17 protein-coding genes and 1 other annotated feature are annotated in these 19,992 nt (G+C 35.4%); of the genes, 3 read left to right on the forward strand and 14 right to left on the reverse strand.

Features of this window, described 5'->3' with window-relative positions; all coding sequences use genetic code 11:
* Positions 1-22 precede the first annotated feature (22 nt).
* Positions 23-385: a NifU family protein gene (locus ALLST_RS11275; protein WP_019893006.1), complete on the forward strand. Its 363-nt coding sequence runs from the start codon at positions 23-25 to the stop codon at positions 383-385.
* Between the two features lie 118 nt (positions 386-503).
* Here ALLST_RS11275 and ALLST_RS0105075 read toward each other — a convergent pair whose 3' ends face one another.
* The 3 genes from ALLST_RS0105075 to ALLST_RS0105085 form a co-directional block, all read right to left on the reverse strand.
* The gene (locus ALLST_RS0105075) at positions 504-2,645 is read right to left on the reverse strand and encodes a hypothetical protein (RefSeq protein ID WP_019893007.1); all 2,142 of its coding nucleotides are present in this window, start codon (positions 2,643-2,645) and stop codon (positions 504-506) included.
* A 546-nt stretch (positions 2,646-3,191) separates the two neighbouring features.
* The gene (locus tag ALLST_RS0105080) at positions 3,192-3,872 is read right to left on the reverse strand and encodes a hypothetical protein (protein WP_019893008.1); all 681 of its coding nucleotides are present in this window, start codon (positions 3,870-3,872) and stop codon (positions 3,192-3,194) included.
* A gap of 215 nt (positions 3,873-4,087) precedes the next feature.
* On the reverse strand, positions 4,088-4,840 hold the full coding sequence (locus ALLST_RS0105085; protein ID WP_019893009.1) for an alpha/beta hydrolase-fold protein: 753 nt from the start codon (positions 4,838-4,840) through the stop codon (positions 4,088-4,090).
* Positions 4,841-5,011: 171 nt separating this feature from the next.
* Between ALLST_RS0105085 and typA the strand changes: the two genes are divergently transcribed.
* Positions 5,012-6,853 (forward strand): translational GTPase TypA, encoded by a 1,842-nt coding sequence (gene typA, locus ALLST_RS0105090; protein ID WP_019893010.1) that lies wholly within the window; start codon positions 5,012-5,014, stop codon positions 6,851-6,853.
* 81 nt (positions 6,854-6,934) lie between these two features.
* Here the strand turns inward: typA and ALLST_RS0105095 are convergent, their stop codons facing one another.
* The 4 genes from ALLST_RS0105095 to ALLST_RS0105120 form a co-directional block, all read right to left on the reverse strand.
* The gene (locus ALLST_RS0105095; RefSeq protein WP_156816565.1) at positions 6,935-7,273 is read right to left on the reverse strand and encodes a hypothetical protein; all 339 of its coding nucleotides are present in this window, start codon (positions 7,271-7,273) and stop codon (positions 6,935-6,937) included.
* A gap of 128 nt (positions 7,274-7,401) precedes the next feature.
* Entirely contained in the window at positions 7,402-8,184 is a 783-nt protein-coding gene (locus tag ALLST_RS11045) for a hypothetical protein (protein WP_019893012.1), read from the reverse strand.
* A gap of 118 nt (positions 8,185-8,302) precedes the next feature.
* A complete protein-coding gene (locus ALLST_RS11475) occupies positions 8,303-8,482 on the reverse strand; it encodes a hypothetical protein (RefSeq protein ID WP_019893013.1) in 180 nt (59 codons plus the stop codon).
* Positions 8,483-8,929: 447 nt separating this feature from the next.
* Positions 8,930-11,551: a valine--tRNA ligase gene (locus ALLST_RS0105120; protein WP_019893014.1), complete on the reverse strand. Its 2,622-nt coding sequence runs from the start codon at positions 11,549-11,551 to the stop codon at positions 8,930-8,932.
* 42 nt (positions 11,552-11,593) lie between these two features.
* Positions 11,594-11,841, reverse strand: a binding site (T-box leader).
* 379 nt (positions 11,842-12,220) lie between these two features.
* On the opposite strand from ALLST_RS0105120, the gene ALLST_RS0105125 reads away from it, so the two are divergent.
* Positions 12,221-13,576, forward strand: a complete 1,356-nt coding sequence (locus ALLST_RS0105125) for a sodium-dependent transporter (protein ID WP_019893016.1) — start codon at positions 12,221-12,223, stop codon at positions 13,574-13,576.
* Positions 13,577-13,752: 176 nt separating this feature from the next.
* On the opposite strand, the gene ALLST_RS0105130 is transcribed toward ALLST_RS0105125, so the two are convergent.
* From ALLST_RS0105130 to ALLST_RS0105160, 7 genes are all read right to left on the reverse strand, one after another.
* Positions 13,753-14,031, reverse strand: a complete 279-nt coding sequence (locus ALLST_RS0105130; protein ID WP_245553762.1) for a DUF2651 family protein — start codon at positions 14,029-14,031, stop codon at positions 13,753-13,755.
* A 102-nt stretch (positions 14,032-14,133) separates the two neighbouring features.
* Positions 14,134-14,514: a hypothetical protein gene (locus ALLST_RS0105135; protein WP_019893018.1), complete on the reverse strand. Its 381-nt coding sequence runs from the start codon at positions 14,512-14,514 to the stop codon at positions 14,134-14,136.
* 59 nt (positions 14,515-14,573) lie between these two features.
* Positions 14,574-15,323 carry an ABC transporter ATP-binding protein gene (locus tag ALLST_RS0105140; protein ID WP_019893019.1) on the reverse strand — a complete coding sequence of 250 codons (750 nt, stop codon included), beginning with the start codon at positions 15,321-15,323 and terminating at the stop codon, positions 14,574-14,576.
* A complete protein-coding gene (locus ALLST_RS0105145) occupies positions 15,316-16,188 on the reverse strand; it encodes an ABC transporter permease (RefSeq protein ID WP_019893020.1) in 873 nt (290 codons plus the stop codon). Before ALLST_RS0105145 ends, ALLST_RS0105140 begins: the two co-directional genes overlap by 8 nt.
* 85 nt (positions 16,189-16,273) lie before the next feature.
* A complete protein-coding gene (locus tag ALLST_RS0105150) occupies positions 16,274-17,305 on the reverse strand; it encodes an ABC transporter substrate-binding protein (protein ID WP_019893021.1) in 1,032 nt (343 codons plus the stop codon).
* Between the two features lie 574 nt (positions 17,306-17,879).
* Positions 17,880-19,061 carry a toxic anion resistance protein gene (locus tag ALLST_RS0105155; protein WP_019893022.1) on the reverse strand — a complete coding sequence of 394 codons (1,182 nt, stop codon included), beginning with the start codon at positions 19,059-19,061 and terminating at the stop codon, positions 17,880-17,882.
* A 160-nt stretch (positions 19,062-19,221) separates the two neighbouring features.
* Positions 19,222-19,839 carry a hypothetical protein gene (locus tag ALLST_RS0105160; protein WP_019893023.1) on the reverse strand — a complete coding sequence of 206 codons (618 nt, stop codon included), beginning with the start codon at positions 19,837-19,839 and terminating at the stop codon, positions 19,222-19,224.
* Between the last annotated feature and the right edge of the window lie 153 nt (positions 19,840-19,992).

Genomic DNA, 19,992 nt, shown 5'->3' on the forward strand with positions numbered 1-19,992 from the left:
TCTATGCTTCGAAAGGATTTTTATGACAAACGAAAACGAAATTAAAGAACCACAGCTTGAACAAACTTCTTCTAACTCAACAATCATTGAAGAAGATTTAACAAACGCAATTCACTTTTTACAAGAAGGAGAACGTTTAACTCGTGGCCAACGCGATGTTTGGGAAAAATATGCCAATGAAATTATCGATAAAATCCGTCCTTATATCCAACATGATGGTGGCGATGTCGAATTACTTGGTGTTGACGAAGAAGGCATTGCTTATGTCACATTTTTAGGTGCATGTGCTGGATGCATGATGGCTGGCGAAGATTTCTCTACGGGTATTCGCTTGTTACTTCTTGATGAATTTCCTCAACTCAAAGAAGTCATCCTTGTTGGCTAATCTATAAGATCAACCAATTCAATAAACAACTAAAAGGCGTTCATTGAAGGATTAAAATTCATCCCTTCATTGAGCGCCTTTTTTAATGATTAAAATCATGATTTAATCGATCCGATTTTTAAGGTTGTAACTCGAATACCTCTTGGAATAGATGCTCGTTCCAAAGGGCAAGGTACAAATCAAGTTCATCCTTTGTAAGTTCAGGATGTTTTTGACTAGCCTGCTCGATTAACCAATGTTGAACACTAGTTGGAATTGAAATAATGGTCGCATAATGACGGGGCAATTTTCCATAAGGATAAATTGTGGCTAATTGCTCAATTTGTTTCAATGTCATATTGCCTTTGAGATTCGTTTTTAACCATTGTTCATCCAAACCGGCATCGACAAGTTTGGAGATTGCTTCTAGTTTAGCAACGCTCCATGTCGGATTTAAATAAAAGGAATCCATCATCTTTCCTTCTGTTTCCCATTTTTGCTTGAGCCATTTTTGTTTTCGTGAATTCAATAAATATGGCATCACGATCTCTTCTGTCCAATCGGGATGAGTCAATACTTTTTGTAACAATTTCGGCTGTAATCCTTTTGCCAAAGCTTGGCCAACCAAGCGAATTTGATAAAACGAAAGATTACTTTTAGCTAAGCTTTTCAACTGTTCGACATCAATTTTTTGATAAATAGCGGGTTTAAACCATTTCTTTGTTGGTTGAGGATAAACGTGTACGCGCTTTTCAGACTGATTATCTGTTTGTTCTTCTTCCAGATTCGGTCTTTCGATCACTTCATCACAATCGTTTATTTCATTTAGGTCGTCTTTTTTGTGATTCATTTCTTCAAAACAATGCGGATAAATCGCCTCTTTGATCTGATGAATCCAAGACCGTTGTTGTTGATTCACAATGTAACAAGGAATAAAGCGATTATGTAGTAATTCAATTTTCATTACCAAATGATACATCGACAAGGAACAATATAAATTCGGCAGAATTGATTGCGTCGAATAATTTGCTAATACTTCTTCTAAGTCTTTTAAATAACCTGTTTTAAAGACAATTGCATTTTGTAGACGACTAAGCAACATCTCTTTATTGAGATTAGATTGTTCTGGCGAATCTAAGTGTTGATACTGTTCGAATAGTTGATTTGTGTAGTTCACCGAATCAAAACAAAAATAAGCGACTTTTTCATCTTGTGCGACAAGATAGATCGTTTTTGCTTGTCTATGTAAACAAGGGTTCTCGATCCAATTTGCCATTGATTGTTCAATACTTTGTCGGCATTTGTTTAAACCTAAATCAACTGATTCATGGATTTGGGTTTTCGCCACTTGATCATAAAGCTCGAGCCAATGTTCAAACTCATCTTCATCGTATTTATATTGTTCTTGTTCTCGTTTTTCTAATTGTTTTTCATATTCAATAGGCAAACGATTGATTGAAGTCGATAAAACTAAATCAATCCCTTCATCTAATTCTAAACAGTTTAATACTGTCTTTAAATATTCGGCATTGATTCGTTTTTTTAACCATTTTTCAACGAGACCTTCGTCCATGAGTCTTGGGGCTTGTTTAAAAATAGGTTTTAATAAATCTGCCCATTTAGGATTAAATAATTCTAAATACAAGGCAGAGCGATCAAGACTTTGCCATTTTGGTGACATCGCAATATTCGCATTGAGTTTTTTGATCATCTCTTGAATTTGCAAATCTAAATCTTGATTGTTGCAATCCTCTGCTAAAAGTGCCGCAAATAATGTTGCGGTTTGTAATTCCAAAGATGCTTCTAAATCAATTGGATCTAACTGGGCATTTAGCGTATTTTTCTTTAACCAGTTATTTATCGTTGAAGAACGAAAACTTTTGACGTCATAGCGAATCATAAACTGGCAATCCACAAACTTCTCTTTTAAAAAGTTTGCAGCATGTAAAAAAGCGTGGGTTTGCGCTAGATTTGCTTTTGACGGAAACGTTGCCCCAAAGCCCGCTAAATCAGAGATACGAAATACACTCGATGTATATTCCAAGACAAATGGTGCACAAGTTGCATCGAGAAAAGTTGCATCTAAATGATCGAGTCGATTTCCACGGACTTTTTTGGCATATAACGATTCTAGACGTTTAGAAAAATCTTTTAATCGGCCATAAGGTATCGCCAACATAAAGATTTGTTCACGAGATTCACGTTTGAATGTGGCAAGCCACACAACGATTTGATCTTTTGAGAGTGCGATAATGAACACCTCCATCCTATCTGGATCCATAGAATTCTATTATAACGACTCCTAAAAGAGATTACTGAATTCTAAGCACATCCTGCAGATCTTTCTTTAATTTCTTTTATGATCCACATCAATTTTACATAAGGATTTGCGCATACGTTTTTGGATATCGACAAAAACACGATAACTATGCCGATTTAAGATCTAAATTGTTCATAAAAAACTCATCCACTTATAGATTTTTGATTTAGAATACACGAAAAAGATTAGATTTATTTCATATAGTTTAAAGTTCCATCTTTGATTGACCTTGACGGTGATGATGACTATATTATAATGAATTTGCCCGGTGATGACCGGACAAACCTCCTTTCTATTTTTATGCTGAACCGCCGCTTATCATAAAAGGCGGAAAGAAATCATTCGATTTCTTAAAAAAAAGGCACTGTGACGTCCAGTGCCTTTTTTTCAATTTTTAGATTTCCAATTGTATAGAGTTCATTGTTATTAATAAAGCAGCTTAATTGTGTAAACCGGTTTTGTTTTTATTGCTTTATGATCTAATTTTGTCGATTTAAGCAAATAATTTTATTGTTCATCCGGTTCTTTACTATTGGCGATTGATTTATTTTCTTTATAAATTTCTACAGATTTTTCGAAAATCGCAGCTAAAATATACAAAACTATGCAAATAATAAAATGAATAAATACATTCGCATTTAATTCACCATTTATCGCTGAATTCGCTAAGCCTGTCACATTTGAAATCAAAAAAGTTAATAAGGAGGTTGCTAAATATCCAACTAAGGAAGAAGCAAGTGTCACAAATAAAATCCACATACTAAACTTAGCAATATTTTTTAAAGCAACTACATTTTCATCCTCAAAAATTATTTCTTGTTCAAAATTATTGATTAAAATTTTGTATTCTTTGTAAATCAAATAGTAAAGGTAAAGCATAGCACCAGACATTGCGACTACCGCAAGCAACAAAATAATTACCGGACCAGCAAAACCCAAACTCATTGATGACAAAATAACGAATAACATCATAAACATAGCAATAGCTAATACCGATACGAAAAGAACTAAAATAATTTTTACTACTCGCTTAAGAAATTTGATTTTCTCAATAAAGCTCATCTTTGATTCATCTCGATAAAACTTATACGCAAAATAGAAAATCAGAATTGTCACAACGATTCCAACAATCGGAATAACGCCACCACGATTTTGATTCATCAACATATCCATTCCTTGGTCACTCATGATTTTCACCTCCTAGAAATTTGGATGATGCCTTTTTTCTAATTCAATTATACTATGATTCAAAAAGAATAAATATAATAATTTCATTAAGAACACTCAAATAATTTCGAATCAAATCTCGCTTCTATTAGACTTAAAATCTTGGTTTAATCATTAAAAAAACTTCGTTTGAAAACGAAGCCTTTTGTTCAATTGAAAATGAGATTCAAACATTTTTATTCTTCAATTATTTCTGGTAAGTAAGTCAAAATTTGCTGTTCCCAACTAGGCCAATCATGTGGTGTATCTTCTCCCCAGAAATAAGATGGAATTTGGATGCCTTTTTGATACATCACGTCAGCAAGTCTTCTTAAATCATCGAGACATACATCTTCCCATGCCCCTTGTCCCACCACAAAGCAAGCCTGATTTGAATTATATTTTTGAATATAGTTGTGGTGAATATTCATATTCGGCAAATAAGCAAGCGGGCTATTTTGATAGAAATTCCCATCAAAGTTATTGTCGTAAATGTAACGAGAAAGATCATAAACGCCGGAAAGAGCGATTAATTTTGAAAAGCGATCAGGAAATCTAAAAAACAAGTTTGCGGCATGTGTTGCCCCCATACTTGCACCCATAATCATCATGTTTTCATCCAAACTTTTTTTCGCCTTTTTTAAAGCTGAAGGAACTAATTCATTCATGATGTAATTCACCCAGTTTTCATGTTGAGCCATTCGCGGTCCACTTGCTTCATGACTCGACCATGTTTCTGCATCAATTGTATCAATCGTCACAAATTGAATTTGTCCTGCATCGATCCATTTGGACATCAAATCAAACATTTTGCGATCTTCCCATTCAAAAAAACGTCCATTTTGACATGGAATGATTAAACATAAAATCCCATCATATCCATACATTTTAAATTCCATATCACGATCGAGATAGGAAGAATGTTCTTTATAATAACGACTTTCCATCATACAAACTATCCTTTCAAAAATATATGACACTATTCTCTCAATGTTAAAAAGATTTGAAAAGCATTGAAAGGCTTTTCGTTGTTGTTTAACTTCATTTGTCTCATTTCTTAAATTGAAAAACGCGATACACAAGACTATAATTCCTATGATTTCAAATGAAATGAGGATCCAATGTCAGAAAAAGAAAAAATTATTAATATAGCCGTCATTGCTCACGTCGATGCTGGTAAATCTACCCTTGTTGATGCTTTCCTTCGTCAAAGTGACGTATTTAGAAATAACGAAGAAGTTGTCAACTGTATTATGGACTCCAACGCTCTAGAAAGAGAACGTGGAATCACCATTTATTCTAAAAACTGCTCCGTCATTCATGATGGTGTAAAAATCAATATTGTCGATACTCCAGGTCACGCCGATTTCTCTAGTGAAGTTGAACGAATCATGGGTACCGTGGATACTGTTATCTTATTAGTCGATGCAAGTGAAGGCCCTATGCCACAAACACGCTTTGTTTTATCTAAAGCGTTAGAAATTGGTTTAAAACCAATTTTGTTAATTAACAAAATCGATAAAAAAGACCAACGCGCTGCTGAGGTTGTGGATGAAGTATACGAACTGTTCTTAGATTTAGATGCAACTGATGAACAGCTCGACTTCCCTATCCTTTATGGCATCGCTCGTGAAGGTAAAGTTCAATACGAACTTGATCAACCAAACGATAATATCGATCCACTGTTTAAAACGATTTTAAAACACACCGATATTTATCCAGATTTAGATGATGAACCTACGCAAATGCAAGTGTCTGCCCTTGCCTATGATGACTACATCGGTCGTTTAGGTATCGGTCGTATCACTCGTGGTGTATTGCGTAAAGGTGACTCCTACATCCGCACAAACAACGATGGTTTAACCAAAAAAGAAACAGTCTCCTCTTTATTTGTTTATAAAGGACTTTCTAGAACTCCAGTTGATGAAGCTCACTCTGGGGATATTGTTGTCGTTGCTGGTATGCCGGACTTATCTATTGGCGATACAATTTGTGCACCAGACCACGTTGAAGCTTTACCAAGTATTCCAATTGAAGAACCTACACTTTCTATGAACTTCCATGTCAATAAATCACCATTTGCCGGACGTTCTGGAAAATTTGTAACAAGCCGTAACATCAAAGAACGCCTTGAAAAAGAATTGGAAGTTAACGTTGGTTTAAAAGTTGAGCCAACTGAAAGTGCCGATTGCTTCAAAGTTAGTGGTCGTGGTGAATTACATATCTCTATCTTGATCGAAAATATGCGTCGTGAAGGATATGAACTTGCCATTTCAAAACCAGAAGTTATTTTGCACCGTGATGAAAACGGACAAAAAGTTGAACCAGTTGAAGAAGTTGTATGTATTGCCCCAGAGCAGTATTCTGGAACAATCATCAACAAACTCAACATGCGTAAAGGTACAATGATCAACATGGATGAAGATGCAGGTTATGTAAAATTAACATATACTGCTCCAACTCGTGGATTATTAGGTTTCCGTACTGAATTCATCAATGACACCCATGGTGAAGGTACTTTATTACGTCGTGTTAGTGGTTATACTCCATACACTGGTGAAATTCCTCAACGTATGCTTGGAGCAATGATCTCCACGGATACAGGAACAGCAATGACATACGCTTTATGGAACTTACAAGAACGTGGATCTTTATTTATCGCTCCACAAACAGAAGTTTATGAAGGTATGATCATCGGTGAATCATCCAGAAATATCGATATGGATGTTAACCCACTTAAAAACAAAAAGTTAACTGCGATTCGTTCTAGTGGACGTGATGAAGCGATGTTATTAACACCTCCACGTGTCTTCTCTCTTGAAGCAGCATTAGAATGGATTAATGATGATGAATTAGTTGAAGTTACACCAGATGCAATCCGCATCCGTAAAAAAGGATTAACTGCAGTCGATCGTCGAAATCTTTATCGTGAAAAGATGGCTGCTGCTGAAAAAAACAACTAATTGAATTAAAATTGAAAATTGAAGTCATATAAAAAGGAAGATCTTGTATCCATCTCGATCTTCCTTTTTTTGTTCATTGTTTTATAGTTTAATTTTATCCACGATTTTAGGTTGTAATTCAGGATCAATAAGGTTTTGCTCATCTTGATCATCTTGAAGTTTTTCTTGTTCAGGTCCCCAAATCAAATAGAAGTATGGAGAACGTTGTTGAATTACTTCTAACAACAAAGAAATATCTACCCAATTTGGGGCATCACTTGGCCAATTGAAAACTTTTGTGATGCGCAACGTTTCATCTGAATATAGAAAACTCCTAATGAGCGCAGGTTCTTGAAATGGCAAATTGTAAAATTTAGCTAAAAATTGATCCGCATCAAGCGTTGAATCGATTTGACTAGCATCAAGGATGAATGTTTGCATAGCATACATTATAGAGGGGATCATTTCATTTCCAAACTTCATAACCAAACTGTAAGATACAAGACCATTTTTTTCACCTCATACTAAGACTACTGTTTAAAAAATTAAATTACAGGTAAATTTGAATCTTATTTTCTCATCTTCAGTTCATCGAGAATGTCGATATACGCTTTTGAAACGGCAATCCCAAACTCTTCTTGAAGCACTTTTACTTTTTGATCTGTTGCTTCAGACTTGTTCCACAATAATTCAAGCAATCGCATATAGTCCCAATTTCTATTGTGTTCATTGAAATAGCTAATCACCATTCGTATTGCTGTTTTATCTAAATGTTCATCTTGGTCTTTAAATGGATCATCGATCCATCTTAATACGCATGCTTGATTACGCTTTGAATGTTCCAAAGGTAAATCGTCCACAAAAATCAAAGAATAAAACTGATCGATTGATTCTGTTTGATTTTGATGAAATTGCTTTTGCATTTGTAAGGCAACTTGCATATATAAAAGATCATTCTGCAAATCATCTTCCAATCGTTGATCCATGACAATCGCTATTCCTAGTCCAATTCTTTGTTTTTCGAATAAGTCCATTGCTTGAACAAATAAAACTTGACGAGGATAAGATACCTTTGATTTTAGGTGAATATTTAAAATTTTACGGACCATTTTTGAATCAAAATAACTTGCATCATCATCCTTTTTTCTTTCATCAAAAGATTGTTTGTGATTTAAATTCTCATTGGCAAAAAATTTTAAATCTTTAATTTCTTTTTCTTTGATCCGATATCCATGATCTTTTCTTTGTGTCCATTCATACCGCTCATGAAAAAGACAATCCTGAAATATATCAATAAGTACTTGATCATAGAGAAGTGTGTTTAAAAACAGTTCTTCCAAATCGTTTTGCATAGCCCCTCCCTTTCTTCTATTCTTTTATGGTTTAGAAATCCAGATTTGTTTGACGCAAACCAGAAAGAATGCAAAAGGAAAAGAAAAAATATTTATAGTTTTATTTCAAATTATCATTCTACTTTTTTAATCCGAGATATAACGTAATCACCAAAATGACGACGCAATATACAGTTGCTATAAAATATATACAGTTTTTCAGTTGATAATATCCATCCACAAATCGAGTGAAAATCGAGATACCAGTCATCAACAAGATCATGCTAACACATGCAAAAACATAAAATTTCTTTTCCATATTAACCTCCCGTTTATTCTAGATTCATAATTGAAATCGCAAATGACATTCCGACATCTCCAAGCATGTTGCTTATCTATACACTTATAACAACTATTTTTTCAACAAATATTAATTCAATACTTTTTTATAATAAATCTGTTTATTTGATTTTGAAAATATAATTTTTAACACTCATATTTTTACTCTTTAGCTCTTTAAGTATGCCTTATAATAAGCCATGGATCGTCTTTTCCACATTTTCTATAATCACGTTTCAAGTTTTATCATTTTCATTTTTGACCATTACATAAAAAATTCTTCACCTAAGCTATTCTATAAATTTCATTGTTAGTCTTCTATATAACATTTTATAAATTGCACTTTTGATGAAAATTCAAAACAAAAAAAGCCTTCCAAATGATCGATTAAGATCAATTGAAAGGCGATATTTTTCTAGTGTCAGTTTTAAGCTTGACGAGCTTTCATATCTGCTAAAGATTGCGTTGTTTGCGCAAGAAGTGCTTTATTTTTTTCGAGCTTTTCTTTTTCGGCATTGATTTTTGCTTCTGGTGCTTTGGAGACAAATCCAGGATTAGACAACATTTTTTCACTGCGTTGAATTTCGCTTTCTAAATGTGTCAGCTCTTTTTCTAATTTAGCAATTTCAGCTTCAACGTCGATGAGTTCTGCCATTGCAGCTTTAAGTTTAAATCCTTCTAAGTCACGAACTAATAAGTCATCAGAATCAAAAGAATCGACTAAAGCGACTTTAGCCATACCCACGAGCAACTGTTGGCCTTGTTGACTTAAAGTATAAGGTTCTCCTTTGTCATCTTCTAAAACAATTTTGATTTCATCACGAGGTTTTAAATTGTATTGAGTTTTGATTTCACGAACCGTTTCAATACTATTCAAAATCAAGTTCATATCTTTAACTGCTTTTGTGGAGGTTGCAAATTCAGGAACAACTGGCCAGTCTTCTAAGTTGATGCTGTCTTTACCCATGTTCATGCCTAAATAAATATGTTCGCAAACAAATGGCATAAATGGAGAAAGCATAATCAAGATTGCTTTAAGAACGTAGAACAAAATCGCAATTGTGTTATCACGAACTTTTGTATCTTCACTATTCAATGCTGCTTTAGATAATTCAATATACCAAGAGCAGAAGTCATTCCATACAAAGCTATATAATTCATTTCCCGCAATGGCTAATTCATAGCGGTCCATATTACGAGAAACGCTTGCTAATGTTTCTTCTAAACGGGATAAAATCCACATATCGGATTCGGATAATGCGTTGAAGTCTGGAGTATATGTTTTTCCATCTTCCATCTGCATTTGTACATAACGAGATGCGTTCCAAATTTTATTGATGAAGTTCCAAGAAGAATCAAGTTTTGTTTCATCAAAACGCATATCTAAACCTGGAGCAGAGTTTGTTGCTAAGAAGAAACGTAATGCGTCAGCACCTTTTTCGTTGATCACATCGATTGGGTCAACACCGTTTCCTAAAGATTTAGACATTTTACGACCTTCAGAGTCACGAATTAAGCCATGGATTAATACCGTTTTAAATGGACGGTTATCTGTCATATGACGAGCTTGGAATGCCATACGTGCTACCCAGAAGAAGATGATGTCATATCCAGTAACCATTGTGTCCGTTGGATAGTAACGTTCTAAATCTTTTGTTTCGTTTGGCCAACCTAAAGTTGAGAATGGCCATAATGCACTAGAGAACCAAGTGTCTAATACATCTTCATCTTGTGTCCAGTTTTCTGCATCTTCTGGTGCACTTTCTCCAACATAGATTTCACCAGTATTGTTGTTCGTCCAAGCTGGAATACGGTGTCCCCACCATAACTGACGAGAAATACACCAGTCTTCGATATTTTCTAACCATTGATTGAATGTGTGTTCAAAACGGTTTGGAACAAATTCAATTTTTTGATCCGTTTTTTGTGCATCAAGAACAGCTTGCGCTAAAGGTTTCATTTTAACGAACCATTGTTTGGATAAATATGGTTCTGCAATTACGCCTGTACGTTCCGAGTGTCCAACGTTATGTGGATGATCTTCAATATGATCCACAACACCCATTTCTTCAAAATCTTTTAATAACGCTTCACGGCATTCGAAACGATCCATACCTTCATATTTATGAGCCATTTCGTTCATTGTGCCATCTGGATTCATACAGATTGGCATTTTCAAACCATATTTCTTCGCTAATTCAAAGTCATTAGGGTCATGGGCTGGTGTACATTTCATAACGGCTGTACCAAAGTCCATATCGATGTAGCTATCCGCCATAATTGGCAATGCTTCACCATTTGCTGGGTTGATTGCATGTAAACCAACGATATCTTTATAACGTTCATCATCTGGGTGAACGAAAATTGCTTGGTCGGCAAACATTGTTTCTGGACGAGTTGTCGCAATAACTAATTCTTGGCCATTTTCTTGAATTTTGTATTTGAAGTAATACATTTTGCCTGGAATTTCTTTATAAACAACTTCGATATTGGATAATGCTGTTTTTGCTTGTGGGTCCCAGTTAATGATGCGTTCCCCTTGGTAAATCAAACCTTCGTTATATAAAGTCACAAACACTTTATTCACTGCTTGGTTTAATCCTTCGTCTAAAGTGAAACGTTCACGACTATAGTCTAAAGACAAGCCCATTTTAGCCCATTGCGCACGAATGAAATTGGAGTATTCCCCTTTCCATTCCCATGCTTTTTCCAAGAAACCTTCACGTCCGATATCGTAGCGAGAAATGCCTTGTTCTTGTAAACGAGCATCGATTTTCGCTTGCGTTGCAATCCCGGCGTGATCCATTCCTGGTAAATATAGAACATCAAAACCTTTTGTTCGTTTATAACGAGATAAAATATCTTGTAATGTGTTATCCCAAGCGTGTCCTAAATGGAGTTTCCCCGTTACGTTTGGTGGTGGAATGACAATTGTATATGGGATTTTGGATTGATCCCCAGCAGTAAAATAGCCTTGATCGATCCAATTTTGATAAACTTCTGGCGTTTCAACAAGTTTATGATCGTACTTTTTAGAGAGTTCTTTCATGTATATCTATCCTTTCTTCAAGCAAATAAAAAGGGCTCTTCGTCATAGGACGAGAAACCCGCGGTGCCACCTAAATTGTTTTCATTCAAAATAAACAAACAAAACTTATGAATAAAATTGCTTGTATCCATTGAAAACCTCTTTCGCATAACGTTGCGTCGACGATGATCTCTACACTATTCAAGATCACAGCTCCCAGACTACCTTCCCTGTTTCTTCAGGTTTTCTTGCACCAACCGAAAACTCTCTATTTTCCCAAAACAGGTACTCCTTCTGTTCTTAGCAGTTAAGAGTAGTCTAATTGATTTCATCGAGATTTCAAGAAATATATTTTTAATCCACTCGGAATCCTGTAAAAATGTAGACACTCTCGTTTTCTTTTCAGAAATCCTAACGTTGTAACTTGTTAAGTAACATTGATCAATCTTGATTTAGCTTATTTGTTTAGTTATTCTAAACCTTTACTCGATTCTCTTTTTTCGTATTCGAATTTGTTGGATTGAACCTTACAGAATGACTAAAAATTGAATATTCTTTCTTTGAAAACGTTATTGAAAATTGTATAATGTTCAACGCATTATTTACATTTTTGTTTCACCTATTTTTTTACAATTATTGAAACACATTTTGTTTTATGCACTAGATATAACAATAAAAGAAAGGATTTTTATGCAACGTGAAAAACTCAGTTCACGATTAGGCTTCATTCTGCTTTCTGCAGGATGTGCAATCGGGATTGGAAACGTCTGGAAATTCCCATATATTGCCGGGCAAAATGGCGGAGCGATCTTCATCTTGATCTATCTCTTCTTCTTACTTGTCTTGGGTATTCCTGTAATGACGATGGAATTTGCGATTGGCCGCGCTGCCCAACGTTCAATCGCAACCATGTATCAAAAACTCGAACCTAAAGGTTCAAAATGGCATCTCCATAGATGGTTAGGAATTGCCGGAAATACACTTTTAATGATGTTCTACACCACCGTAGCCGGCTGGATGCTGAAATACTTTGTAGACACATTAAGTGGAAAATTCGTTGGCTTATCCCCAGAAGCAATTGGTGAACAATTCAACGTGATGTTAAGTGACCCTGTTTCCAATGTCTTCTACATGGTTATCATTGTTTTAGTAGGTTTTGGGATTTGTGCAATCGGTCTACAAAATGGCTTAGAGAAAATTACCAAAGTCATGATGATCGCTTTATTACTTTTAATGGTTGTCCTTGCTGGAAACTCGATTTTCTTAGACGGTGCCAAAGAAGGGTTAGCTTATTATTTATTACCTGATTGGGATCGCTTTTTAGCGATTGGTCCATTCAATGTTATCGTTTCAGCGATGAACCAAGCATTCTTCACTTTATCGCTTGGGATTGGCTCTATGGCAATTTTCGGTTCTTATATCGATAAAAACCGCTCTTTACTTGGCGAATCGATCAATATTGCGATTTTAGATACATTTGTTGCTTTTACAGCTGGTTTAATTATCATTCCTGCTTGTTTTGCGTTCAATGTTGATGTCAATTCCGGTCCAAACTTAATCTTTATTACACTACCAAACGTATTTAACCAAATGGCTTTAGGTCAATTATGGGGAGCATTATTCTTCCTATTTATGACATTTGCGGCATTCTCAACTGTTTTAGCCGTATTCGAAACAATTATTGCCTTCTTTATGGATTCCTATGGTTGGAGCCGTAAAAAAGTTTGTCTATTTGCTTGCATTGCAATTTTAATCCTTGCTCTGCCTTGTGCGCTTGGATTTAACGTACTTTCCTTTATCCAACCATTAGGTCAAGGAACAACAATTTTAGACTTTGAAGACTTCCTTGTCTCCAACTTATTATTACCCTTTGGTTCTTTGCTCTTTGTGTTATTCTGTACGACAAAAATCGGTTGGGGTTGGGATAACTTCATTGAAGAAGCAAATACTGGTATTGGAATTAAATTCCCTAGATGGGTTCATGCTTATTGCAAGTATGCCATTCCAGTCATTATTGCAACCATTTTAATCATCGGTTTACTCTAACCCTTACATCAAGATCCTATATCAATTAATTTTGATATAGGATTTTTTTACGTTATACACTTAGCTTGAATAACTAAAACAACACATATCAGTTTCCCTGAGTCGCATTTAAAAAGCAGTCGCCCCTAAGGAGAACTGCTTAATATATATATCGATCTAGAATTGTAAACTGATTGTTATCTTTTTCGAAATGGCAATCCAATTAAAACGCCAATCAATGCCACTATTGCATATCCGATGATGTAAACCCACGCACTCGAGTCGTAGAAGATAAATAACGTTGGAGTAAACATGATTGCCACAATCAAAATATACCAAAAGTCAAATCCATTTCTAATCCCATAGAAAATAGACGTGATCAAACAGATCGATGGCAAAATGACTAACATAACCGCCATAGCACTTCCTGTGTCTTGAATCACCAAAGGGACGATATAAAAATCGATCAGTAACACTAGGTAGAAAACTATATTCTTTTTTAATGCCCCATCAAATTAACATCCTTTCTGTTTATACTTTTGGCTTTATTTCATCTTATTGATCGAGAACTAGTCATTTTAATCTTTGCTGTTCAATAATTTATTGATTCTTTCCATTGGAAATCTATCTTCAATATCAATGATTTCAAACAAATTATGAGGTAATTCTTTCTCTTCTATCAAAGAAAGATATTCATCAACAGCTCTTTGATCAATCATGATTTTTCCGTGACCAGCCCAATGACGATTGCTCTCTTTCTTTTTTAAACCAGAAATCCAATATTCATCTCCAGTTTCAATATCTACATAATTAGAATAACATCCATTATATTTTTGAAAAGCTTGATCATTAAAATATATGGTCTTTTTAGTTTTTGAAGTTTTTACATAACCAATCCAGGCAGGTCCATCATCTGAATATCCTGTTTTTAATTCGATATACATTAAATCTTTAATCATTTTTCGTAATCTCCTGTGTAAACAAAAAGAATTTATAGATCATTTATCTTTTTGATTTGCTATACGTCGTAACAATGCACGAGATCTTCGATTGTTAATTGTTCTTTAGCTTGACCACTAAAATCATGAGTCACTTTTCCATCTTGGAAAATCAATAAGCGATTTCCATTTTCCAGGGCATCTTTTAAGTTATGGGTAATCATTAAAGCCGTAATTCGATCTTTGGCAATGACTTGATTGGTGACTTCTAAAATCTTTTTAGCCGAAACTGGATCTAAAGCCGCAGTGTGTTCATCTAACATCAAAAGTTTCGGTGGATTGACTACGGCCATCATTAATGCCACGGCTTGTCGCTGCCCACCGGATAATAAACCAATAGGTGTTTTTAAGCGGTCTTCTAATCCCATATCGAGTTGCGAAAGAATTTGTTTAAATTGTTCTTGTTCTTGCTTGCGTACTGCAATCGCAAAAAGAGAGCGGTGTGAAGAAATCGCAAGCCCCATATTTTCTTCGACTGTCATATGTGGTGCCGTTCCTTGCGATGGATCTTGGAATAGACGTCCTAAAGTTTTAGAGCGAACATGTTCCGGTTGATGGGTAATTTCTTGTCCATCTAAAAAGATTTTGCCAGACTTTACAGGAATGGAACCAGTAATCACGTTAAAAAATGTCGATTTTCCGGCACCGTTCGAGCCTAAAATTGTCACAAAGTCGCCATCATTTATCGTTAAAGAAACGTTATCTAATGCCTTTTTTTCTAAAGTTGTTCCTTCATTGAAAATGACAGTCACATTTTGTAGTTCAAGCATTGTTCTTCGCTCCTTTCATCAGCTTTTGTAAATGTGGAATGGAAATCGTAATCGCAACTAATACTGCAGAAACTAAATTCATGTCACTTGCCGCAAACCCCAAGCGTAAGGCGATTGTATATAAGAAACGATAAATAATTGCACCAAGAACTGCCGCAATTAAACCCGTTCCAACATTTTTAGGTTTCAGAATCGCTTCACCAATAATGATTCCAGCAAGCCCTAAAACAAGCATTCCCGTTCCGCCTGAAATATCTGCAAATCCTTGAAATTGCGCGAGTAAAGCTCCGGATAACCCAACAAAAGCGTTGGACAAACCTAAACCCAAAAATTTCATAGAATCGACGTTGATTGAAGACGATTTCACCATCACTTCATTATCACCACTTGCCCGCAACATTAACCCTAAATTTGTTTTGAAGAACACATACAATAGTCCTACAATCACCAATACGATGATCAGTAGAATCGCAATGCGAAACTCTTCATTGCTCAGTAATGTTGGCGCTGGTTTGCCTTTAATAAACAAATTGACGGTTGGCATATTTTTCATCATTCGTAAATTAATGGAGTATAAACCCGTCATTGTCAAAATGCCGGCAAGCAAAGGTTGAATCTTCATTTTCGTTTGTAAAAATGCAGTTACACATCCACATAAAGCACCGACAAGCATACTGCAAATTAAGCCTAAATTCGGCATTCCCGCTAAAGTCATCATGGCACAAACTGCTGCCCCTGAAACAAATGAACCATCAACTGTCAAATCCGGCGAATCCATAATATTGACAGTAATATATTCCCCAATAGAGAGCACCGCAAAAATCAAACCTAATTGCAATGCATTCATTAAAATGGTTGGTGACATATAAATTCCTTTCTCGAATGTTTGTTTTTTTTATTCATCTTTTTTATTAAAGCGGCGCACTCGATTGAAAAGCACCGCTTGATATTTATTGTTCGCTTTGAACTAGAATTAAGTTTTCTTGTCCTTGCAAATCTTCAGGAATATCAACTTTGACTTTTCCATTTTCTTTTAAATCATTCAGGACATCTTCGTTGATATAAACATTTAAGTTGTCTTTGAACACTTTTACCGGAATATCCGCTGGTGATTTCCCTTTTAAAATTTCGATCGTCATTTTTGCGGTTTCTCTACCTAAGCTTTCATAGTTAATGCCTACTGTCGCAAAGCCACCCGTTTCAACCATCGAATCTGCACCAACATAATAAGGAACTCCGGCATCACGTGCGATTTGTGCTAAAGAAACCATTCCTGTTGCAACTGTGTTATCGATTGGTGAAAACATTGCATCAACTTGGCTAGCTAAATCAACCGCTGCTTGTTGCATGGTTGTATTGTCGGTTCCTGTTCTTTCCATTATTTCTAAACCTTTTGTTTGCGCATAATCATTAAAACGGCTAACCGTTGAAACTGAATTTGCTTCCCCTGGGTTATATAAAATACCGACTTGTTTAATCTCGGGTGAGAGCATCAACATCATGTCAATGATTTGTTCGACTTGAATTTCATCACTTGTTCCCGTGATATTTCCGCCTGGATGTTCAATACTTTCAACTAATCCCGCATCGACTGGATCTGATACAGCTGAGAATACTAATGGAATTTGATCAGAATATTTTTGAGCTGCTAATGCGGTTGGTGTCGCAATTGCGACAATCGCATTCACTTCATCTGCAGCATATCCTGTCATAATTGAATCGAGATTCGACGTTTTATTAGCTGCGTTTTGATAATTAAACATAATATTTTCGCCTTCGATATATCCTTGTTGTTCAAATTCATCCATCATCGACTCACGAATCGTATTTAATGAAGGGTGATCCACTAATTGCGCTACTCCGACGGAAAACATTGCTGATCCTTTCGATGTTGAGTTTTGGGATGTCGTCGTATTAGATGAGCATCCAGCTACCATTGCTGCTACGACTAATGCGCTTAATGTTTTTTTCATTGATTTCATATGATTTTCTCCTTCGCAGTTCAGGATAGTCATTGAGAGTTGGGGTAAAAAAAATCCTGTTTCCTTACAAAAAAATTGTAAAGAAACAGGACAGAATATACTTTTCTGCGGTACCACCTGTATTGGCTTGCGCCCACTCTGGGAATGCTATCACATTCTTCTTTCTATAACGGGAAAGGCCCGTCTTCGCTACTTTAGTTCACGTCGCCCTTAGAAGTCCATTTGCAGAACGGTAATCGTCCGGCTTCCACCATCCCGGATTCGCTTAGATCCCTTTTTCTGTTTGATCTCTTCATCATCGGTTTGAATACAAGTTGTTCTTGTTGAACAGAATATAAACTTTCTCATTGCTCATGTAAAGAGCTTAATCTGATTTTTTGTAAATATTTTCTATTTTTACATAACCGATGTAAATCATTTTCATCTTTTCACGAAAGACATTTCCTCTTTGAGCTAAGTGTCTTTTTAACATCGTCAAATAGATGATTATAAATTTTGGAAAACGAAAAGAAAAACGTGTAGATCGAATATCGAGTACACGTTTTTGGTGTTAATGGATTAAACTAACATCGTCCTATTCAGGAAGTTTAGGTAAAGATTGAATATCTTGATCTTGAGAAATACCATCACGATATGCTTGGGCAGTTTCAATTTTTTGAATACGACGTTGGCCTTCATCTGCCATTTCTTTAAATGCGTTTAGTTGTTGTTTTAGTTGTGGCAATGCTTTTTGTTTATAAGAATCTACCGCATCTAAAGCTTCAAATGTATTTTGGAACGCTTCACGTAATGTTTCCACAGAGATATTGGATTCCATTGCTTGTTGTTGAATCGATGCGCCTTGTTGTTTTAACATCATCGAAGTAGAACGAATTAAGTTATTAGTTGTATCGTTGATCATTTTCACTTTATCCAACACAATTTTTTGGTTGTATAAAGCAGATGCAACGGTAACCGCCGTACGTAAAGCCGAAACTGTAACATGTTGTGCTCGTTCAACAGCACGAATTAACTCTTTGTTGTTGCGACGAACGATTTCCATCGCAAAATAGCCTTGTTGGTTTACTGCTTGCATCTGTTGTAAATCCATGACTTTTTGACGTAATGGGAATAAGACTTCGTCTTGAATATATTTAATCTTTTCTGGATCTTCGTTGTTTACTTGTGCATCTTCTAGTGCTTTAGAAACTGCGCTATCCATCTGCATACCTAGTTCAACTTGTTTTCCAAGTTTAACAGTTAAATCACGTAAAGAAGCTTGTTCAATTTCCAAGGTGGTATTATCGTTTTGAAGAGCTTTTTTACCTGACTCTAAGTTTTCTAGAATTTCTTCAATTTGATCATCTGCTTTTTCAAAGCGTTGGAAGTAGTTTTTAACAGGATTGAACATCTTGCCAAAAAAACTATCATTATTGAAGTTTACCCCACTAGGGTCGAGTTCTTTCATTTCGCGGTTTAATTTAGCTAATGAATCTACGACTTCTCCACCTTCATTGCCTGTTTTAGAAAGATCAGCTAATGTTTTTTCTAACATTTTATTTTTTTCGCTCGATTTTACAACGATATCTTTTCCGAAACTTTCAATGGTATTGGCAATATTTCGTCTTTCTTCTAATGAATCCAAGTCTATTTTCATCACTTCACTAGCATTCTCTTCCGCCATAGACGTTAATTGTTGTTTTTGGACTGGCGTTGGATTTAAAGGAGCAGTAACTTCTTCTTTATTTAAATCATCGACGTTCATGCTAAAAGCCATCATTATCCTCTTTCTAGTCGATCATTCTTTATCGACTCTTTTTCATTTTTAAAATTGTTGCTGTTTATGCTTTATATTATCGCACTTTTTCGCCTATTCCTCACTGATTTATAGGGGATTTGCCATGATAAATGACGAACCAACAAAACTGTAAGATCAATTAGTTTTGTGTGCGATACAGTTTTGTCTGATCGATCAATGTATTGAGCTCTTGCATGGCCTCTAATTCAAGAACATCTAATTTTGGATCCGAAAGTTTATGAATTTCCATTAAAAGCTTGTCAAAACGAGTTAAGATTTCTTGATTCACTTTTAAATCCTCATCTACGGCTTCAAAGCTTGCTTGATAAGGTTCAATTGCCTCACCGTATTCTTGATGCGTTTTAAAGAGATGTTCATAGCCGTCTTGATCGAAAATCTGGATTCTCGATAAAATCCGATCAACATTTTGTTTGAATACACCAATCCCACCGTTAATTGAGTTTGCAAATTTGGCGATAGAAATACGGGAATCGCCAAAATAATCGTTGATCGCTTGATCGAGTTGATTCATCTTTGCATTCATGCGATCACATTGATTCTCCAATTCACGCATTTGTTTTTTAAATGATTTTGGATTTGTTTTCTTCACTTTTTTTGTGATTTGTTCAATTGCTTCTGTGTTGATTAAGGAAATCGATTTTTGCTTTTGTTGCTCATTTTGTTGGTGTTTTTTGAACCAAACAAATCCGATCCCAACGAAAATAATGACCAATCCTATCCCCATCCATAATCCCATATTGTTTTGCCTCTAATCTTAATTTATATCGAATTGATCACATTTACATTTATAACAAAGTATCAATTCATTCCCTATTTCTACTATTTGAATATACCATGATTACCCTGTTTTGATGCTGATGCGCTCAGTTTTTTAACGATCGAAATAGAA

It is taken from the genome of Allobaculum stercoricanis DSM 13633 (genome assembly GCF_000384195.1).
GTDB classification, from domain to species: Bacteria; Bacillota_I; Bacilli_A; order Erysipelotrichales; family Erysipelotrichaceae; genus Allobaculum; species Allobaculum stercoricanis.